Source organism: Candidatus Beckwithbacteria bacterium (assembly GCA_026397255.1).
Lineage (GTDB): Bacteria > Patescibacteriota > Microgenomatia > UBA1400 > CG1-02-47-37 > JAPLVF01.
In genome coordinates, this window is record JAPLVF010000009.1 from 1 (window position 1) to 20,522 (window position 20,522).

The window sequence follows — 20,522 nt, forward strand, 5'->3', positions numbered from 1 at the left end:
GCTTTAAATTCTATATATCCAAACTACTACACAACTGAAACCACAACTACACAAACGCAATGGACTAAAATAATGGATTTTAATATGGGGGATACGTATCGTGAAGCCGTAGCTCATTTCTATTTGCTGGGAAAACTAAGAGAAGGAACTAATCCAATTAGAGCTTATGTAACTCTGGTATTAAATCCTGGTTCTACTAATACATTAAGTTCCGTAGGAATGAAAATAACAGATGTTACAGGTGGTAGTACATTTACCTCAGATCATTTGGTTCTTGTTAATACTGGTACAAGTGCTGGCAGTATTTATATAGAAGTTGACAATAGATATAACACAGTTCAAATATTGCCTCTTTCAATATATGGTGACCAGGTAACTACTTTTGAGTTCTTATCAAATCAGGGAATCATTACGTCTCTCCCTGCAGGCACCCAATACACAGCAAGTTATGCTGACCAATATGCAAACAATATCTATACCACTGGCAACGTTGGCATCGGGACGACAAGCCCAACCACAGCCAAACTGGTGGTGGCTGGCAATATAGATTTAAGTGGGGCAATCGGTGGAACAGGGATAATTTACATGGGAAGATCGGCTACCAAAACTGGTTTAGCATTTGATACCAGCAATCCAAATTATGGAATTTTTTACAGAGAGTCCTCACCCGATTATGTTGCGATTTCCCCAAATGGCGGAGGAGATACAAATCCAGTTGTTTACGTCGGGGGTGACGGTAACGTCGGCATCGGGACAACTGATCCAACCGATGCGCTCGCGGTAGTCGGTGACATTTCACTTGGGGGCGTAGATGCCGATGCTGGTTACAATTTAGTTTTTCGATCTAGGTCTGACGAGGGACTTTTTGAAAGCGGCTACGGCTTACAATTAATGGCTCCAGATAGAGTAATTATTGGTATTGATTCAAATGCTAACGGTACAGATGCTTCTTTCGCAGTCGTCAACAACACCACAACAAATTATGGTGACCTCTCTCTCGCCTTACCAGCAACCGCTTTATTCGTTGTCCAAGAGGCAGGCAACGTCGGCATCGGGACGACGGATCCAGCTGTTAAGTTAGACGTTGTGGGCGCTGTTCATACGAGTAGGCTTGGAACTTATGGCACATATAGTTCCACACAGGTCCAAGGCATCTGGTCAATATCGGAGACATATCCCATAGATACAGGAGGTGACGATTTTGGAACTCAATACGGTATGGGTTATTCATATAATAAAAACGGTGGAGCACCTTTTGCAAGTGAACATCAGATTGTCTTTACAAATAGCGGAACAGTTGGAGCAGCAATCGGCTTTGGGGGCTCAGGTTATTTTGCCGGCAACGTCGGCATCGGGACAACGGCACCGGGAGCAAAATTAGATGTCGCTTCTCCTGCCAGTGGAGTTGCTTTAAAAGTAGGAAGATATTCCGGAAATCCCAATATCAAATCCTCTGACACACATTTAATTATGGACTCGAATGGTGATTATTTATCCTTAAATCATTATGTTACCGATAATGTTGCGATAGCCATTGGTGGAGGTAATGTTGGTATCGGTACAGCTACACCCGGAACGGCAGGTCTGGCAGTAATGAACGGCAACGTCGGCATCGGGACAACGAATCCATTGTCACGTTTTCAGGTTGCAGATTCAGCCAATCTAGGACGTTATCTTCAAACAAGTTCAAATGGCAATACTGAAATAAGACTTAACAACAATGCGATGCAAACAGTTTTGACATTGTCTAATGCGCAAAGCGGGGCGGCAAATTATGGAACAGCAATAGCATTTTATCATGGATACGGAGGAAGTAGTACAGCACTTGGAACCGCAGTAAATTCTGGCAAGATTGTAGTAGGGGGTGAACAAAGTTGGACATCTACAGCTAGTACGCAAGATTCATATATGGCTTTTCAAACCACATTAAATGGTGCGATGGCGGAAAAAATGAGAATTGATAGTAATGGCAACGTCGGCATCGGGACAACGGATCCGGGACAAAAATTGGATGTCCAATCGACAGGTACTAATGTATATATCAATGCCGGAAGTGCAACTCAAACTTCAACTTCTGGTCTTGTATTAACTTCAGATACTGGAACTGGTCAAATATGGAAAGCAGGCAGCGGATACACTACTTCCTACGGTAGAGCTCGTTCTTTGAATATCTATAATTCCGAAGATTATCCGATAACCTTTTATCAAAGCACGTCAGAAAGAATGAGAATTGACGCCGGCGGCAACGTCGGCATCGGGACGACAAGTCCGGGATATAAATTAGCTGTCGTTGGCGATGGAAGTGTTACAAGTGGCGAACATTTCGTAAGTCAAAATGTTGCCAGTACAAGTGGTAATGGAATATACCTTGGATATCGTTCAAACGGTACTTCGGTAACATCTGCTCTTGTAAGGGCAGATAATTCTCTCCCAATTACTTTTGGAACTACAACGACTAATCAGGCAATGACTATTCTAGCCAATGGCAACGTCGGCATCGGGACAACGAACCCGGGGTCAAAATTAGAAGTAAAATCTACTAATGCTGAAGACGGCATTTATATAAGTGCGACTACTTATCCAGAAGTAATATTATATGAAGGGTCAACAGCAAGAGGCGTATTGGGTGTTGCGGGAAATGCTGGCGGTTACTTAACTGGTTCAATCGCTGACTCTACGGTTTTGTATGGCGTTGGAGCTTTGCATTTTGGCGCTAATAGTGCCATGGCTATGACTATTGCTACCAGCGGCAACGTCGGCATCGGGACAACGGCGCCGACGCAAGACCTGCAAGTGGTCGGCACCGTTCTCGCCACCGACTTTACCTGCACTCACTGCCTGGATTTCCCTGATTTTGAAACCACTCTGGATTTAGATGCCAATCGGATCTTAAATCAAAGCACTTATACCTGGACCCAAAACTTTACCGACGACACCACTACCGGACTAACCTACAATGCCAATAGCCTGACTTCCGGCACCGCCGTCGCTATCAGTTCCACGGCTACTGCTTTTACGGGCACTCTGGTAAATATTACTCTTTCCGGCACCGCCGCCGCCAACACCGGGACAGTCTGGAAAGTTTCCTCAACCGGAGCGGCAAATACCGGGACCGTGGCGATGATCACCAATCTGGGAACAGGAAATTCTTTCCGTGTTAATGATCAGACCGGAGATGCCGATACTACTCCGTTTCTCATTGATGAAACCGGCAAAGTCGGCATCGGGACAGCGGGACCCCTATCAAAATTGAGTGTCGGAGGTGTCGGCGACGCTACCGTCACCATTTACGGCACCAATACCGCATTAGGTGGCACCGGCGTGGTAGGTGAGTCCACCAACGCTACGTCCGGTATTGGCATCCAAGGTCTCTCCCAAGGAACGTCAGGCGCCGGTGTAATTGGATCCCACTCCGGTGGAGGCTATGGTGTTTGGGGTTCTAGTTCCTCTAGTGATGGAGGCTACTTTACTTCAACTTCCGGTTATGCCGTTGAAGCCACTGGCGGTAGTTATGGGATATATGCTACAGGATCAACTATGGGGGGTCGTTTCGTTGATTCTGGCGGAAGTTCAACACTTTACGCGGCATATGGAGCTTGGGGTATTTATACCGTCCAGAAGGGATATTTCGGCGGCAACGTCGGCATCGGGACAACGAATCCGAACTATGAACTTCAAGTTAACGGTCAAATCGCGGCTGATGTTGGAACTGCCGCTGCCCCTGGATTCATTTTTTCAGGATCAACTGATGGAATGTTTTCACCAGGTGCTAGAGTCCTTGGATTTTCATCTTTTGGTACACAAAAAATGACGATTAATGCTTACGGCGCCGGTATCGTCTGTGCAGATCCGGATCACGTTCTGGAAATCGGTGGTACGGGTGCGGGATGTAATACTGGTACTGGTTCGTGGATTGCGGCAGGGTCCACCGCTTTTACCGCCAACTCTTCGCGGGAATGGAAGGAAAACATCGCTACATTTAGTATCCCGGATATTTTGACGAGATTCCAAAATGCCAAACCACGTACATTCGACTGGAAAGCAGAGTACAACACTAGCCCCGACCGATTCAATAATCTGGGTTTCATCGCCGAAGAGTTTTACCCGGTCTTGCAACGTGGGGATAATAAGTATGTCAACGGACAAGACGTTATGATTGCAAACTGGCTTGCCACCCAGGCACTGATAGATCTCACCAATTCAAATTCTACTCAAATCGCTTCCCTTTCCGGCCAACTGGCGGGTCTCTCCCTTACCGATACCGGCGACTTGAATATTGCCAAGGATCAGACCGGAAACTATATTGTAGAGAAAACCGAATCCACCTTCGTCAAGACTACGGTGGACAAGGTTGGTGCTTTTGCCGACATTATCACCGCCCGTCTGCAAGCCGGCCTGATTCAGACTAAACAGTTAATCACTGACACTCTTACCGTCAATAATAAAATCATTACCCCGACCGTTGAAACTGAAAAACTGGTCACCGGCTTCATCTCGCCTTTACCAGACAACCCCACTATCACTATTGCCGCCGATGTGTCCATTTCCGGAGAACTGACCGCTAATACAATTAAATCTTCCACCATTGATAAATTGCGGGAAAAAATTGACCTGATCTCTACCCAACTCCAGGATCAAACCGCTACGGCCAGCGCCCTGCCTGCGCAGGCAGGCCCTACCGCCAGCCCCTCGGCCGAAATCCTAGCCTTATTAGCTCAATATCAACCTGCTGCCTCACCTGCTGCCAATCTGGATATTAACAGCCTTACCGCTGACTTTGGTTTCTTCTCCGACTACTTAGCCGTCATGGGTAAAACCGTCACTACTAATTTAGAGGTGACTGACAGTCTGTCTGTCGCCAGCATTGCCAGCCCCACCAACAGCCTTAATCTTCTGGCCGGCATGACTGGGCCGGCTTACCGCCCCCAGCGCCGGTTTTGATGACTTAGTTGCCAAAAAACTGGTAGCCGAAGAAGCCAATATTAAACAACTGACTACGGAAGGCTTGACGATCGCCTTGCCCGCCATAGCTTCAGCGTCGGCGGGCCTGCCAACCGATGCCACCTCTTCCGCTTCCATCGCCACCAACGCCACTGCCGGCAAGTCAATTCTACCGGCCGGCGCCACTGAATTTACCATTAATACTGCCAAAGTTACCCCTGATGATTTAATCTACGTTACCCCCTTGGGTGACAGCCAAAACCAGGTTTTATACGTCAAAGCCAAACAGGAAGGCGAATGGTTTAAAGTCGCCATTAACCAGCCTTTACCGTTTGACTTAGAGTTCAACTGGTGGATAATAAAGTTAGAATGAAGCGAGGTTTTACTTTAATTGAAATACTGGTTGTAGTCGCCATCCTCGCTATCCTGATTATTATGGGTCTGAACTCCTTACACAACCAAATTAATAAAGCCCGCGACGCTGACCGCAAAGGCGACCTGCAGCGGATTCAAATTGCTTTTGAAGATTACTATAACGACCACAACTGTTACCCGCCAGAGGCGCTTTTTGATTGTAACCCAGGCACTGGACTTAAGCCTTATCTGGAAAAAATTCCCTGCGATCCTATCACTAAGCTTCCCTACCATTACGTTCACGATCCTGACTACACTTGCGGCAAAAATTTCCGGGTACTCACCCATCTGGATAATAGCGCTGATCCTATCGCCACTGACTTAAGCACTTACTGTGCTGGCTGTAACTACGGAGTCAGTAGTACCAATGTCAACCTTTTCCCCGGTGCTTCGCCTTTGCCTTCGGCTTCGCCTTTACCCTCACCCTCGGCCTCGCCTGCAACCCTCTATTATGCCTGCAACTTCAGCGAACATCTGTGCACTTTTCGGGGCACAATCCCCCCCGACTGTGCCTTTTATTGGACCAGCGTGAACTGTAATGGTGTAAACTGTAGTCAATTACAATATGATTGTCCTCAATAATTAATATTATGAAAAAAACTGGTTTTACTTTAGTTGAACTGCTCGTTTCCATTACCATCTTAGGTATTCTTGCCAGCATTGGCCTGGGTGTTTTTACTTCTGCCCAAATCAAGTCCCGCGACGCCAGAAGAAAATCCAACCTAGACCAAATTTCTAAAGCCCTGGAAATGTACTTTAATGATTATAAAGAATATCCGGACTCAGATACCGGCAATATTTCCGGATTTACTTGGGGCACCAGTAGTTTTCAGGATACCAAAGGCACTGTTTATATGGTCAAGTTGCCAAAAGACCCAGTCTCCGGCTATACCTATTACTACGCCGCCATCCCCACCGCCGGCATCAACACTAAATTCCAGCTTTATGCCCACTTGGAAAATACCCAAGATCCGAGTATTATTACTCCTAGTGGTAGTCCTAATTGTGGGACGGGTAAACCTTGTAATTACGGTGTTAGTAGTAGCAATACCACACCGTAAAGCTAAAAATTATAAAAATTATTATGAAAAAAGCTTTCACTCTTATCGAACTTTTGGTCGTCATCTCTATTATCGGTGTTTTAACCACCCTCATCCTTGCCAATCTTTCTGACGCCCGCGGCCGCGCCCGCGATGCCGTAAAAAAATCTGATTTCGGGGAATTAAAAACCGCCTTAAGAATGTACTACAACGACCACCAAGCCTATCCGGCCAATCAAGGCATTATCACCGGGGCAACCTTTACTCCTTATATGAAAAAAGTTCCCACCACCTACCCCTTCATCTATACTTCTCCCGACGCTAGCCACGACACCTTTTTTCTCAGAGTTACTCTGGAAAATGCCTCTGATTCTGACCTGGCCGCCTCTAAACTCCGCTGTCCCGGCTCCGGTGCCGCCACCACCGAGTACGTTGTTTGCGAAGACTAAACATTTTCCCAGTGTTCAATTTTGCCCGGATAAACCCCGATTATGTCTATCCGCTTCATTGGAAATTGGTTATTGAAAATTGGAAATTTCTGCAAATATGCCTCTCCCGTCATCTGAATTTGTTTTATTTTATGCGCGTTAACCATCTCCCATGGCTCGCCAAACTGATCGCTGGTTTTCGTTTTTACCTCCACAAACACCAAAATCTTATCTTTTTCACAAATAATATCAATTTCCCCAAAACGGGTGTGCCAGTTTCTTTCTAAAATCCGGTAGCCTTTATTTTTTAAAAACTTTACCGCCTTTTCTTCCCCTTCCCTGCCTTTAATAAAATTAAGTTGCTTCATGGTATTATTAATATAATGATTTATAAAAATTATAACAGTTATAAAGGCTATAAATCTCTCCCTTTTTACCAACAAACGGAAATAATTTACGATTTTACTGCCGAATTTTGCCAAAAATATATCGATTACAAATCCCGCACCCGCGATCAAATGGTTCAAGCTGCCCGCTCCGGCAAACAAAATATTGCCGAGGGTTATTTACAAAAAAGCATTGAAAGCAAATTAAAACTTTTAAACGTCAGCCGCGGTTCTTTAGAAGAATTATTAAACGATTATCAGGATTTTTTAAGGCAAAAAAATCTCTTGCTTTGGGATAAAAACCATCCCCAGACCAGACAGATTCGTAACCTTGTTTATAAAACTTATAAAAATTATAACGATTATAAAATTTATATTAATTCCCCTGAAACCGCCGCCAACTCCATGATTTGTCTAATCAACCAAACCAACCTGCTTTTAGACCAAAAACTCCGTTGGCTGGAAGATAAATTTGTTAAAGAGGGCGGTTTTAAAGAAAATCTTTTGAAAAAACGCTTAAACTTTCGTCAAGCCAATTAAATTTCATCTCTGATTCTGTATTGCAGTGCTTCCGCAATGTGGCCGCTGCCGATTTCCTTGTCCCCGGCCAAATCACTAATCGTCCGGCTGACTTTAATCAGCCGGAAATAACTTCTGGCTGACAAATTAAACTTAATCGCCGCCTGCTGCAGTAAATTTTCCGCTTCACTAGTCATTTGGCAGTATTTTTTCACCTGCTTGTTTTTCATCTCGCTGTTAGTAAACAAGCCTGGTTCGCCCTTGAATCTTTCTTGCTGAATCTGTCGGGCATTTTTCACCTTTTCCCGAATCTCTTTTGAAGAGTCCAATCCCGGAGTGGGGACTTCTTTCACTCCGGGATTGATATTTGTTTTTAGTTTATTAATTTCCACATACGGCACATTAATATGAATGTCAATCCTGTCCAAAATCGGGCCGGACAGCCGTTTTTTATACTTGGCAATCTGGGTCGGCAAACAAATACAGGCTTTTTTCGGATGATTTAAAAATCCGCACGGGCAGGGATTGGCTGCCGCCACTAAAGTAAATTTCGCCGGAAAAGTTAAACTTCCTGCCTGCCGGACAATGCTGATCATTCCGTCTTCCAATGGCTGCCGCAGCGCTTCCAAGCTTCCCCGGCCGAACTCGTTAAACTCGTCCAAAAATAGCACTCCCCTGTGGGCCAAAGAAATTTCTCCGGGCATCGGCTGACTACCGCCACCGATTAAACCCACCATTGAAGTCGTGTGATGCGGCGACCGAAACGGCCGCCTTCTTATCAAACCCCCGCCCGGCTCAATATTACCGGTCACCGAATAAATCTTGGTCACTTCCAACGCTTCCGCTTCCGTTAATTCCGGCAAAATTCCCGGCAAGGCCCGCGATAACATCGTCTTCCCCGCCCCCGGCGGCCCCATCATTAAAATATTGTGCCCGCCGGCCGCGGCAATTGTTAAGGCCCGCTTTGCCTGCTCCTGCCCGGCCACTTCCGAAAAATCAAAATCTACTTCGGCTTCGCTCAGTATAAACTCCTGCTTAACTGGTTTTAGAGACTTTATCAGCCGCTCTCCCCGAAAATGCCGGATTAACTGAATTAAATTGCTAATCGGAAAAACTTTCACTCCCTCGACCACCACCGCTTCGTTGGCCGATAATTTCGGCACAAAAATCGCCTTCACCCCTTTTTCTTTAGCCAGCATCGCCAGTAAAAACACGCCTTTCGTATGCCTTAAAGCCCCATCCAACCCTACCTCGCCGTAAAAATACACTTTTTCTTTTGGCAGCTCAAAATTACTTTCCGCCGCCATAATTCCTACGGCCATCGGCAAATCATAGCCCGCACCTTCTTTGGCTAAATCCGCCGGCGCCAGATTCACAGTGATTTTTTTGGCCGGAAATTCCACCCCGCTGTTCGTCAACGCTGTTTTCACTCGTTCCTTCGCTTCTTCAATTGCCTTGTTGGCCATTCCGACAATATTAAATCCCGGAAATCCTTTGGCAAAAACATTTACTTCCACCTCGACCTCCACCGCCTCCAAACCCTTGTTGGCCATTGACCAAACCTTAGTTAACATACCTTATTATACTTACCTAATTTCTCTTCTACTATTCCCTTTATACTCATCAAACTTAAAATCTCGCTTAATTTAACTATGTCAATCCCTAACTTTTTGGCTAAATCATCTACACCCATCGGCTCTCCCGCCAACTCTTGTAAAATTTTGTACTCAACCCCAATCACACCCCCGAGGTGAAAGAAGTTTACACCTCGGGGGTGTAAACTCAATTTCGCCAGTACGTCTTTGGCCTCCACCACCATTTCCGCCCCGTTTTTAATCAGCCAATTAGTGCCGTAAGACTGGCTGCCGGTCACCGGCCCGGGCACCGCCATCACAGTTTTTCCCTGTTCTTGAGCTAACTTGGCTGTCACTAAACTGCCGCTTTTTTCCCCGCCCTCAATCACCAGCACACCTTGGGATAACCCCGCCACAATCCGGTTTCTCAAAGGAAATGTCCACAAGCGCGCCTTAACATTTTTGGCATATTCTGATAACACCAGACCGCCGCTATTCAAAATTTCACTGTACAACGGCTCGTTTTCCGGCGGAATAATCTCATCCAAACCGCAGGCAAACACCGCCGCAGTTTTTCCTTTAAACTGCAGAGTCAGCTGATGCGCCAGCGTATCCACCCCGTACATAAAGCCGGAAATAATCGTAATTCCCGCTGAAATTAAATCCGGCAAAATCCGCTCCATTACCCGCTCGCCGTAACTGGTCATCCGCCGCGACCCGACGACCGCCAAACTGTTTTTAAATAAGTTCTCATCCCAATTCCCCCGGTAATACAGTTGGTTCGGCGGGTTCTTAATCTTTCCCAACCCCTGGGGTAAATTAACTACTTTTTTAATCGGCCACTCCCGCCAGCTTTTCATATCAACATTATAACCTTTATAATTTTTATAATCATTATAATAGATATGATAAAACTTAATTTTTTAATTTTGCCTATTGACAAAGTTAAAAAATTAACATATTCTGGATATTATATGAATGAAAAACTGTCTCGGATTGCCCGAACTGTTTCTTTATTTTGCCTTTCCGCCGCTTTTATTCTCTCCCCGCTTTTTTTTCTGCCTTTAACTACCGACTTCTTTCAGCTTAATAAGCAACTTTTCTTTACCGTCTTAACCGCCATTGCTTTAATTTCCTGGCTGGTTTATAACGTCATTCAAAAAACCGTCCGCTTAACTTTATCGCCGATTCTCTTGCCTTTATTTATCTTCACCACCATTGGCATCACCTCTACCCTAATTAATTCTCCCCAAAATCCCGAAGGTTGGTTGACCCGCCCGGCCCTGTTCGTGGTTATTTTAGTTTATTTTGTCTTAACCACAAGTCTAATTCAAAACAGCCAATCCGTTAGAAAAATCCTTAATTTATTATTGGTTAGCGCTTCCCTTGCGGCAATTCTCGGCACCCTATCTATCTTAGGCGCGTTTCAATCCCTGCCGGCCAGTTATTTAACCACCAAAACTTTTTCCCCGACCGGTTCGCCTTTAAGTCTGGTTACTTTTTTATTAACCCTGCTACCCTTCAGTTTAACCTTGGCTTTTAAAGTCACCGGCGGCCCGAAAAAACTGGTTTATTTTTTAACTTCCGGCATCTTGATTTCCTCAATCATCTTAATCGGCAGCCAGCTTTTGCCCAACCGCCCCCTTAATCCGCTTTTATTGCCCAAACTCGCCAGTTGGTCCATTGCCATTGATACCTTAAAATCTAAAGCTTTTTTCGGCGCCGGCCCCAACGAATTTTTAAATCAGTTCACTCAGTTTAAGCCGATCAGCCTTAACCGCACCCCTTTATGGACAGTTAACTTCAACGCCTCCGGCAGCGAATATTTACACATCCTTACCACCATGGGCTTAATCGGTTTAGCGGCCATCGGCTTAATTATCCTCAGTTGGTATAAACTGGTTAAACGCGATGCCGGCACCCGGATTACCTCGGTCCAACTGGGTCTGAATTTAGCTACTATTACCCTGCTCATCATCGGCTTGTTTATCCCTTTCACGGTTTTTCACTGGCTGATTTTGGCCGGTTATTTAAGCTTATCCGTCGGCCTGAATAAAGCCAAAAACTTAACCAAAGTCAAAGATGTCGCCGTCACTCTTAATACTTTCACTATTGTCCCGCCCTTTGCCGACAATCCAGTCACTTCTGCCTCTTTTGCCTCCAACGTTCTCCCGATTATTATCGGTGTGGTTGTCTTGGCAGGCACGGCTGTCGCCGGTTACCAAGTGGGGCGCGTCTATGCCAGTGAACTTTTCTTTCAACAAAGCCTCGTCGCCGCTAATAACAATCTCGGCACCCAAACTTACAATTTACAAATTAAAACCATTAACTTAAGTCCGAATATTGACCGTTATCACCTGGCTTATTCCAATACTAATCTGGCACTAGCCAGTGCCCTGGCCGCTAAGGCTAATTTAACTGATCAGGACAAACAGACTGTCACCCAGTTAATTCAACAGTCAATTCGCGAAGCCCGGACCAGCGTTCAACTTCAACCCAATAAATCTGCCAACTGGCAAAACTTAGCCGCTCTTTACCGCCAACTGGTTAACTTTGCCCAAGGTGCTGATCAATTCAGTATTGACGCTTACACTCAGGCGGTTATGCTGGATCCGGCTAACCCCGGCTTAAGATTGGAAATGGGCGGCCTGTATTACTCTTTAGGCAAATTCGACCAAGCTGTCACCCGCTTTCAGGAAACCATCCAGCTAAAGCCGGACATGCCTAATGCTTACTACAATCTTTCCCATGCCTATTTAAGCCAGAAAAAATACCTGGAAGCCTATCAAGCGATGCAGCAAGTGGAAGCCCTGATCCCGGCTGATTCGGCTGACGCCACCACCGTCAAAACCGAACTGGCTGATCTCAAAACCAAGCTTCCCGCAACAACGACTCAACCTCAAACCACTAACGCGCAAACTCAAACCTTAACTCAACCCTCGCCCGCTCCCGCAGCGCCGAAAAACTTTGCCCCGGTTAACGTTGAACCGGCCCCCTCGCCCACCCAATAAAGCAGGTTAAGTATAAAAAAATAACTTGATGCAGGTAATAATCCTTTTATGTGCTTGCCCTGAGGTATTTCCGAAGGGCTTGCACTGAACGTAGTGAAGTGGACTCACTGGGAATTGAACCCAGAACTCACCCATGCGAAGGGTGCGGTATACCGTTTACCTATGAGCCCCGATATTCAATTATACAATTTTCTCTATCTCTCTTTTCAAATCTTCCAAATTTTCATGGGTGGCAGCGCTGATCGCTATTACCGGCTTCTTTGTCTTTTTTAGGACTGCCAAGCCTTGCTTAATCTGCTTTTTATTTAGCACATCAATTTTATTTAGAACTACAATTTCCGCTTTTTCTATCAAGCTGGTTGAATAATAACCTAACTCGTTTCTCACTACCTCATAATCCCGATAAAGCTCTTTTGCCGGCTCGGTTAATAGCTTTGTCCCGTCCAACAAATGTACCAAGATTTTACATCTTTCTATGTGCCGCAGAAAATCAATTCCCAGTCCCCGACCCAAGCTCGCGCCCTCGATCAACCCCGGTATATCCGCCAACACTAAATTCTTTTTTTCTAAATTTAAAACTCCCAGATTCGGTTCTAAAGTGGTGAACGGATAATCCGCAATTTTCGGTTTGGCTTTGGTTAACACCGACAGCAAAGTGGATTTGCCGCTATTGGGCAACCCAATCAAGCCCACATCCGCCAATAGTTTCAACTCCAACGCCAACTCTTTCTTTTCCCCGAATTTGCCTTTTTCCGCCATCTTCGGTGTGGTGTTGGTTGACGACCGAAACTGCCAGTTGCCCTTACCGCCTTTGCCGCTTCTCCCTAGCAAAACTTTCTGGCCTTCTTCATTTAAATCCAATTCTTTCGTGCTTAAACCTTCGCGTTTAATCTTAATCAAAGTCCCCACCGGTACTCTGATAATTAAATCCGCCCCGTTCCTTCCGTGCCGTTTGCTTTTCCCGCCCGCCTCCCCCCTCTCCGCTTCAAACACTTTCTGGTATTGAAACGGTTTTAAAGTATTCAAATTTTTGTCTGTTTCCACCCAAATACTGCCGCCGTCGCCGCCGTCGCCGCCGTCCGGACCACCCTTCCAGAGATTTTTTTCGTGATGAAAACTCACCCGGCCATTTCCGCCGTCGCCGGCCTTTATCGTAATTCTGGCATAGTCAATCATGTCATATTCTAACACACTTACCCTTGACGTAAGGTACCGTACCTTACATAATAAACCAATGCCCAGCCGCTACTATTTACGCCAATTCTACCCCGACACTTTTCACCACATTTATAACCGCGGCGCCTATAAACAAAAAATCTTTATTACTCAAAAAGATTATCAAACTTTCCTGGACATTTTGTCGTATTATTTAAAATTCCCTACCGGTAAACCATTCGTCAGAGCCGCTAAAAAATTTCCCACCAACTCTCCCGCTTGTCCATTATTAGCTTTTTGTTTAATGCCTAATCATTTTCATTTATTGATTCAGCAAGTCAACAATCAACCGACCATCGCCAACTTATTAAAAAGGGTGAGTATCACCTACGCCATGTACTTCCAGGAAAAACATCAGCACTCCGGTGCGTTATTCCAAAGTAAATACAAAAGCATTTCCGTTCAGTCCGAAAACCAATTGTTATATTTATCCAAATACATCCACCTAAATCCTACAAAAATGACAGGTACCGTACCTTACATATATTCTTACTCATCGCTAAAAGATTATATTAATCTTACGGAAACACGGACATGGATTCATCCGGAAATCATTCTTAACGCCGCCTTCCCCAACTCTCCCAACCCCGGAACAAAATACCAGAAATTCGTTTTAGACATTAACGATCAGAATTCTGAATTAATTCAACCCGTTACTATCGACTGATATGTAAGGTACCGTACCTTACAAGGTATGACAAAGAAACTTAACTGGCTAATCTGTTTAATCTTGTTTCTGGCCGCCTTCCTGCTTCGGCTTTATAAAATCGACCAGGTTACTCCGGGCATGTGGGGTGATGAAATTACCGTCGGCCAAGCCAGCGAAAATCTGCTCCTCAGCCGCCAAATCACTCCTTTTGTGGACGTTAACTACGGCCACCCTACCCCCCTGCTCTACTTAACCGGACTGGCAATTAAACTTTTCGGCCGCAGCGTTTTCAGCCTCCGCTTAACCAGTGTTATTTTTGGCAGTTTAGACATTGCGATTTTTTATCTTTTTTTAAGGCGGTGGCAACCGTTATCTGTCTCTCTGGCCGCTTCTCTGGCTTTTCTGTTTTCCTACCCTCACTTAATCGTTTCCCGCTTTGCCTACGAAATGACCGCGGCGATTTTTTTTCAAATTTTAGCCGCGCTTTTTCTTTATCAAAAAAAATACCTGGCCTTGGGCTTGGCTTTGGGCACCGGCTTGTTTACCTACTTAGGTTTTCGGCCCTTGGCGTTAGTATTTTTACTGCTGGCTTTAATTATCAATTTTAAAAAAATTAACCGCTTTTTTCTTGTGCTTGGCGCCGCCATTTTTATTTCCTCCCCTTTACTTTACTACAGCCTCCAACAGCCTGATCAATTTTGGGCCAGGGCTAAAAATTTATCTGTTTTTCACCAAAATTTACCCACACAAGAAATTGTCAAAGAAGTCCTGGGTGCCGCTCAACGCTCCTCTCTTATGATTTTTACTACCGGCGACCCTAATCCCCGCCAAAACCCGGCCGGAAAACCCGCTTTTGACCCGCTGACTGCTTGCTTACTATTTACCGGCCTGGTAATTTTATTCCGGCGCCAACGCCGCCTTTTCTTTATCTGGCTTTTATTTAGCTTGACTGTTTTTTTTAGTGATATTTTTTCCCTGGAAAGAATTCCTGAATTTCATTATTACGGCCTGGGACACCCTAACATTTTGCGTCTTTCCGGCCTGATTCCTTTAGTTTATTTCAGCCTTGCCTTTGGCCTTAACCAACTTAAAAAAATTTCTTTATCTTTCATGACTATCCTAACCGTAATTATTATCGTCATTAACTACCTTTGGTATTTTCAACAGCCTATCAGCCGGTTTAACTACTATGTCAATGGCGCCGGCATGTTAGAATTGGCCAAAATTATTAACGCCGGCCCCTATAAAACCGTCGCTACTTCCTCGCAAATTATTAACGACCAAAGAATTCAATATTTTGTCTCTCCGCAAATCTCTTTAAAGTTACTTACTCTGCCTTTTTCTCCTGATCAGTTAACCATTATTGATTCCGCTTTAGCTAGTCAATCAGCTAAAATTCCTTCTCAATTCACCGTCAAGCCCTTTTTCAATCCCTGGCAGGAAACTGACGCTTTACTGATCTTTCCCCCTCATTGATGTAAGGTACCGTACCTTACATATTTATTATTTGAGGTAATCGAGTGGGTTTAACAAATTACCGCCCTGCCGGATTTCAAAGTGAGCGTGCGGCCCGCTGGACCGGCCGGTTGAACCCATCTTGCCGATAAGATCTCCCCTGTTCACCGTCTGCCCGGCCGTCACCGTAAATGCCGACAAATGGCCATACAAGGTCTGAAAACCATTGCCGTGGTCAATTATTATCCGATTCCCGTAGCCGGCGTTATCCGGCCAACCGGCCACAATCACCCGGCCGCTATCCGCTGCCAAAACATTTGTTCCGATCCCGTTAGCAATGTCTATCCCTTTGTGGTACCAAACATATCGCTGAGTAATACTGCCCGAAGTCGGCCAAATAAACTGCCCCAGGGCTGAAACTGCACCGGCATTCGGAGTTTTTTGGGCCACATACCGCGTCGGATCCCACAAAACTTCTGCCGGCATCACTCCGTCAGGCACCACTAAAATCTGGCCGGCGGCCAGTTCAAATGTCTCATCGTTCGCATAAGAGTTAAACGGCCAGTTGATAATCTGTTGGGCTACCACGTCATATTTCTTGGCTATCGAATAAATTGTTTCCCCCCGTTTAACCTTATGGACCACCCCGGTCACCGGCGGTATTTCTAACTTGTCTCCCGGTTTAATTTCGTCAATGCTTTTTAAATTATTCTGCCAGCGGATGGTATCAATGGACACATCAAATTTTTTGGCAATCGACGACACTGTATCTCCAGTTTCCACAATATACGTCACCACGTTGTCCCGCGGCTTCACCGAAACACTCGTACTCATCTCCATCATGTCTCCGGTTACCCCCAACACCGCCCCACCCTGCCCGTCTCCGGAATCTTCACCCACCGCCTGAGTCACAATTGGCGCCAGCAACAAACCCACTAAAAACAAGCCGGTCATCCCGGTGTGTAAAAACGGCCGGGTATAACGGCCGCGCTTGCTGACTAACCCATCCACCACCACATCTTTAGTTGATTCAAACTGCTCTAAAAATTGTGTCCCTCTTTTAATAAAGTATTTAACTAAAAACTGCCAAAAATTTTTCAGGTCCCACCACCAGACTAAAACCGCGTTTGTTCTTAACCGCTTGAAAACCGACAATCTTTCCATAGAAACACTATTCTAGTCTATTTCCCCAGTTTTTTCAAAATTTCCTTCACTTGTTTTTCCATCACCGGCAAATCTTTTTTAACTGTATTCCACACCACTTCCAAATTGATTTCATCATAATTATGAATTAATTTATTTCGCATTTTAATAGCGTTTTTAAACAAATCATTATCCGGCAAACGGTTAACCGCCTCCCCGATTATCTCTAATTTTCTGATCGTCGCATCCTGAATAATTTCATTTTTTAAAAATTCTCCCAAACTCACTTTTACCAAATATTGCCGGACTTTAGCAATTGCTTCTAAAGTCTGTTTTAAATAAACTTTATTATCTTTAACCATACAAATTAATCATGTCTTTTTTTGCATACGGCTTAACGTGTTTATTTAATTTTGTAATTAATTCCACCGGCCGACGAAACTCTTGGGTCAACTCGCTTTCCATCTCCAACAAGCCGAATAAACCGGGAATTTTATCTTTATCAAACTCTACTAACAAATCCGCATCGCTGTCCGGACGAGCTTCTCCCCGGGCTAATGAACCGAATAATTTTAACGATTTTATCCCGTTTTTCCGGCAAAAATCCGCCAACTTTTCTTTATTAATCACCGCTTTTTGTAACAATTTATTTCCTGGCAACAATTGCCTGAGAGCGGTTCTTACCAAATCGCTGAAAGAAACATAATAACCGGCTTCAATTTGCCGATCCGCATCTGCTTTTAATTTATCCGGTAAAGAAATATTAATCGTACTCATATGTATGAATATTAGCAATATTCATACATAAAGTCAAGCTTTACTTACTTCCCCAAACTTTTCAAAAACTCGGCGTTGTTACTGCTTTTTATAATCCGCTCCAGCATCACTTCGGTCGCTTCATTTTCATCTAAGACGTCAATCATCCGCCGCATGGTCACGATTTTTTCGTACTCACCCTCTTTAAATAACAACTGCTCCTGCCTGGTACCAGAGCGCTTAATATCAATTGACGGAAAAATCCGCCGCTCGGACAACTTACGGGACAAATGCAGTTCCATATTGCCGGTACCTTTAAACTCTTCGTAAATCAGCTCGTCCATTCTGGAGCCGGTTTCCACCAAGGCTGTCCCGATAATCGTCAACGAACCTTTGAGCGGCTTGCCCTGAGCGTCAGCGAAGGGTTCAAAATTTCTGGCCGCCCCGAAAAACCGCTTCGGTGGATACAAAGCCACCGGATCAAATCCGCCGGACAAAGTCCTTCCCGACGTCGGGATCGCCAAGTTGTACGCCCGGGCCAACCGGGTAATTGAGTCCAATAAAATTACCACATCTTTTCCCTCTTCCACTAATCTTTTCGCTCTTTCCAAGGCTAATTCCGCTACCTGTGTCTGTCGCTGAGCCGCTTCGTCAAAATTGCTGGCCGCCACTTCTCCTTTAACGTGCCGCCGGATATCGGTAACTTCTTCCGGCCGCTCACCCACTAAAACGGCCATTAACACCACTTTGGGGTGATTAGCCGCAATACCTTCAGCAATATCTTTTAAGACTGTCGTTTTTCCCGCTTTTGGCGGCGACACAATTAAACCTCTTTGGCCTTTACCGATCGGCGCCACTAAATCAATTACCCGCGCCGTAATTTTCTTTTTGTCATATTCCAAATTTAATCTTTCGTCCGGGAAAATCGGGGTTAAGCGGTCAAACACCGGCCGTTTTAACCCTTCTTCAAACACTCTCCCGTTTACTTTTTCGACTTTTAACAGGCCCCAATACCGCTCATTGTCTTTCGGTTGCCGGGCCGGTCCGGTGATCACGTCTCCGGGCCGCAAATTAAATCTTTTAATTTGGGTGGAAGAAATATAGATATCTCTTGTGGAGGGCGAAAAATCCGGCCGCAATAAGCCGTGACCTTCCGGAAACATCTCCAGCATGCCGGACACTTCCTCGGTCGGCAAATCCGCATCGGGAATTACCCGGTTATCCACGTAGCCGTTAAAATTAGAATTATTACCCTGCGGTCTGTATGGTCTAGCCATCGGCCTACGGTTCATATAAGGTTTTCTATAAGCCGGCCGATTAGTCATCACCGGCCTGTAAGCTTGTACTACCGGCGCTGATTGAACAACCGGAGCCGCTGCTGGTACAACCGGGGCTACCGGGGCTACCGGGGCTACGCCTCCCACTAAATCATCCACCGAAACGCCCTTGTCAACCTCGGCCAAGGGCCGATCAACCTTTGGCTGATTTTTCTTAACAACCATAAAAGATTCCTTTCTTGAAAAACAATGGAGAAAATTAAATTAAAAACATGAATTTATTAGACGAATTCTTTGGGGAAATCAATCAAATCTAACTTAAGTATAGCAAATTAATAATTCCTGTCAAGCTTTAAGAGAATTTAAATCAACTGCCACGGCCGGATGAACATACTTGCCGTCCGCCTGATTAAATTTATAATCCCACCAAAGATTAACAAAATCAGCAATCCTCATTCTATAAATCCGCCGGTGTTCCAAAGTCAAACCATCTCCCTTTTCTGCCTCCCCGTCGGCTAAAACAATCCCTTGACTATCAAACCAACGTTCGTTGCCGTCTTTATCCCGGTAAGAGTCAGCCAACTCAATCCAGTCTTCATTTAAATTAATTGCCAATGCCCAATGACCATTGTCTAAATTGTCATGATAACCAAAAGGGTGACTTTTATCCGGCAGCACGTCCTGAAACAGAATTCCCACGGCCTTATCTTCATCTAGTAACTGAGTCAGTTTATCAACCGTCATTTCTTCCCCACCATAAACCGAAACCCCGTCAAACCACTGATGTAGATACCGATGAGCATTTTCCGGCAAACACCAATTGTCTCTTAATTTAAATTTTAACGGGTGGTGGTGAACCACCAAATAATGCCATGAATAAACCTCTTTACCGATCTCTTGTTGACTGGGGGCCGCCTCCGGATTTTTCCCCTGAAGCCATAAGGCCACCTTAATCATTGTTCTGATCATCGCCGGACCACAAGCGCTGTCTTCCAATATTTCCAGATTATTTTCCAGTATCTCTGCGTTTGTCATTCCGTTATTTTATCAGAAACTTCCTACTGCGCCTCCACCACTAATCGATTCTTGGTTGTCCCTCTCGGTGTACAGGTCACTAAATATAACTTTTCTCCGTTCTTCTCCGCTTGAAACACACTCGTATCATTGACTGGTACCACCTCTGACCCCACCACCCGGTAAGCCTTTTTCTCCCCTAAAAACCAGACAATTATTTCATCCCCTTTCACCAACTCATCCAAGCGGTAAAACACCGCGTTATATAAACTGACGTTGGCTTCACTATCGGTTGAATGGGCAAATAAAGTCACGCTCCCACCCATGCCCGGCAGATAAGTTCCGGCCGCATGGGCCACCCCTTGTTTTAAGGCTGACTCATACTCTTTCCTATCAACGCTGTTGACATTGGCCAACACTTTGGCCGCCGCGCCGATCTTCGGTATTTCCAAACTAAAATAACTTAATGGCGTTACCTTTAAGGCTTCGGCCGCATCCAGTCTTAATAAATCATTAAAAGTAATCTGGTTGGTTTTTAACTCTTTTAAACGCTTAATCGCTTGCTGTTTACCCACGGAAAATGGCAATAAAATCATCGTCGCTAACACTAACACTGTCCCCAATAATATTCCCCTGCCGATATGAATTAAGTTTTTCTTGATATGATTTCTTTTGCGGGAAAAAACAACAACAGACATAA

The 20,522-nt window shown here is 45.0% G+C and carries 19 protein-coding genes and 1 tRNA gene; 9 read left to right on the plus strand and 11 right to left on the minus strand.

Going from position 1 to position 20,522, the window contains the following annotated elements:
* Positions 1-72: 72 nt before the first annotated feature.
* From NTZ93_01680 to NTZ93_01700, 5 genes are all read left to right on the plus strand, one after another.
* Positions 73-4,941 carry a tail fiber domain-containing protein gene (locus NTZ93_01680; protein ID MCX6816555.1) on the plus strand — a complete coding sequence of 1,623 codons (4,869 nt, stop codon included), beginning with the start codon at positions 73-75 and terminating at the stop codon, positions 4,939-4,941.
* A gap of 76 nt (positions 4,942-5,017) precedes the next feature.
* Complete coding sequence (locus NTZ93_01685; GenBank protein ID MCX6816556.1) at positions 5,018-5,314, plus strand: hypothetical protein; 297 nt, start codon at positions 5,018-5,020, stop codon at positions 5,312-5,314.
* On the plus strand, positions 5,311-5,937 hold the full coding sequence (locus NTZ93_01690; protein ID MCX6816557.1) for a type II secretion system protein: 627 nt from the start codon (positions 5,311-5,313) through the stop codon (positions 5,935-5,937). The genes NTZ93_01685 and NTZ93_01690 overlap by 4 nt, the downstream gene beginning before the upstream one ends.
* 8 nt (positions 5,938-5,945) lie before the next feature.
* Positions 5,946-6,416 (plus strand): prepilin-type N-terminal cleavage/methylation domain-containing protein, encoded by a 471-nt coding sequence (locus NTZ93_01695; protein MCX6816558.1) that lies wholly within the window; start codon positions 5,946-5,948, stop codon positions 6,414-6,416.
* Between the two features lie 23 nt (positions 6,417-6,439).
* The gene (locus NTZ93_01700) at positions 6,440-6,844 is read left to right on the plus strand and encodes a prepilin-type N-terminal cleavage/methylation domain-containing protein (protein ID MCX6816559.1); all 405 of its coding nucleotides are present in this window, start codon (positions 6,440-6,442) and stop codon (positions 6,842-6,844) included.
* Here the strand turns inward: NTZ93_01700 and NTZ93_01705 are convergent.
* Positions 6,841-7,191 carry a YraN family protein gene (locus tag NTZ93_01705; protein ID MCX6816560.1) on the minus strand — a complete coding sequence of 117 codons (351 nt, stop codon included), beginning with the start codon at positions 7,189-7,191 and terminating at the stop codon, positions 6,841-6,843. The two genes, NTZ93_01700 and NTZ93_01705, sit on opposite strands and share 4 nt — an antisense overlap.
* A 15-nt stretch (positions 7,192-7,206) precedes the next feature.
* Between NTZ93_01705 and NTZ93_01710 the strand changes: the two genes are divergently transcribed.
* Entirely contained in the window at positions 7,207-7,749 is a 543-nt protein-coding gene (locus NTZ93_01710) for a four helix bundle suffix domain-containing protein (protein MCX6816561.1), read from the plus strand.
* Here NTZ93_01710 and NTZ93_01715 read toward each other — a convergent pair.
* Both NTZ93_01715 and dprA read right to left on the minus strand, forming a co-directional pair.
* The gene (locus tag NTZ93_01715) at positions 7,746-9,302 is read right to left on the minus strand and encodes a YifB family Mg chelatase-like AAA ATPase (GenBank protein ID MCX6816562.1); all 1,557 of its coding nucleotides are present in this window, start codon (positions 9,300-9,302) and stop codon (positions 7,746-7,748) included. The genes NTZ93_01710 and NTZ93_01715 overlap by 4 nt on opposite strands.
* Positions 9,296-10,162 carry a DNA-processing protein DprA gene (dprA, locus tag NTZ93_01720; protein MCX6816563.1) on the minus strand — a complete coding sequence of 289 codons (867 nt, stop codon included), beginning with the start codon at positions 10,160-10,162 and terminating at the stop codon, positions 9,296-9,298. The genes NTZ93_01715 and dprA overlap by 7 nt, the downstream gene beginning before the upstream one ends.
* 114 nt (positions 10,163-10,276) lie before the next feature.
* Between dprA and NTZ93_01725 the strand changes: the two genes are divergently transcribed.
* A complete protein-coding gene (locus NTZ93_01725) occupies positions 10,277-12,313 on the plus strand; it encodes a tetratricopeptide repeat protein (protein MCX6816564.1) in 2,037 nt (678 codons plus the stop codon).
* Positions 12,314-12,412: 99 nt separating this feature from the next.
* Here the strand turns inward: NTZ93_01725 and NTZ93_01730 are convergent.
* Positions 12,413-12,483 (minus strand) — tRNA-Ala (locus NTZ93_01730).
* Positions 12,484-12,493: 10 nt separating this feature from the next.
* Positions 12,494-13,504 carry a GTPase ObgE gene (gene obgE / locus NTZ93_01735; GenBank protein ID MCX6816565.1) on the minus strand — a complete coding sequence of 337 codons (1,011 nt, stop codon included), beginning with the start codon at positions 13,502-13,504 and terminating at the stop codon, positions 12,494-12,496.
* Positions 13,505-13,547: 43 nt separating this feature from the next.
* Between obgE and NTZ93_01740 the strand changes: the two genes are divergently transcribed.
* Positions 13,548-14,195, plus strand: coding sequence for a transposase (locus tag NTZ93_01740; GenBank protein ID MCX6816566.1), 648 nt, complete (start codon positions 13,548-13,550; stop codon positions 14,193-14,195).
* Between the two features lie 27 nt (positions 14,196-14,222).
* Positions 14,223-15,653: a hypothetical protein gene (locus NTZ93_01745; protein ID MCX6816567.1), complete on the plus strand. Its 1,431-nt coding sequence runs from the start codon at positions 14,223-14,225 to the stop codon at positions 15,651-15,653.
* Positions 15,654-15,680: 27 nt separating this feature from the next.
* Here the strand turns inward: NTZ93_01745 and NTZ93_01750 are convergent, their stop codons facing one another.
* The 6 genes from NTZ93_01750 to NTZ93_01775 form a co-directional block, all read right to left on the minus strand.
* Positions 15,681-16,796 carry a M23 family metallopeptidase gene (locus tag NTZ93_01750; GenBank protein MCX6816568.1) on the minus strand — a complete coding sequence of 372 codons (1,116 nt, stop codon included), beginning with the start codon at positions 16,794-16,796 and terminating at the stop codon, positions 15,681-15,683.
* A gap of 17 nt (positions 16,797-16,813) precedes the next feature.
* Positions 16,814-17,137, minus strand: coding sequence for a DUF86 domain-containing protein (locus NTZ93_01755; GenBank protein ID MCX6816569.1), 324 nt, complete (start codon positions 17,135-17,137; stop codon positions 16,814-16,816).
* Positions 17,130-17,552, minus strand: coding sequence for a nucleotidyltransferase domain-containing protein (locus NTZ93_01760; GenBank protein MCX6816570.1), 423 nt, complete (start codon positions 17,550-17,552; stop codon positions 17,130-17,132). Before NTZ93_01760 ends, NTZ93_01755 begins: the two co-directional genes overlap by 8 nt.
* A 44-nt stretch (positions 17,553-17,596) precedes the next feature.
* Positions 17,597-19,033 carry a transcription termination factor Rho gene (gene rho / locus NTZ93_01765; protein ID MCX6816571.1) on the minus strand — a complete coding sequence of 479 codons (1,437 nt, stop codon included), beginning with the start codon at positions 19,031-19,033 and terminating at the stop codon, positions 17,597-17,599.
* 120 nt (positions 19,034-19,153) lie between these two features.
* Positions 19,154-19,843, minus strand: coding sequence for a hypothetical protein (locus tag NTZ93_01770; protein ID MCX6816572.1), 690 nt, complete (start codon positions 19,841-19,843; stop codon positions 19,154-19,156).
* A gap of 23 nt (positions 19,844-19,866) precedes the next feature.
* Positions 19,867-20,520 carry a class E sortase gene (locus tag NTZ93_01775; protein MCX6816573.1) on the minus strand — a complete coding sequence of 218 codons (654 nt, stop codon included), beginning with the start codon at positions 20,518-20,520 and terminating at the stop codon, positions 19,867-19,869.
* Positions 20,521-20,522: the final 2 nt, after the last annotated feature.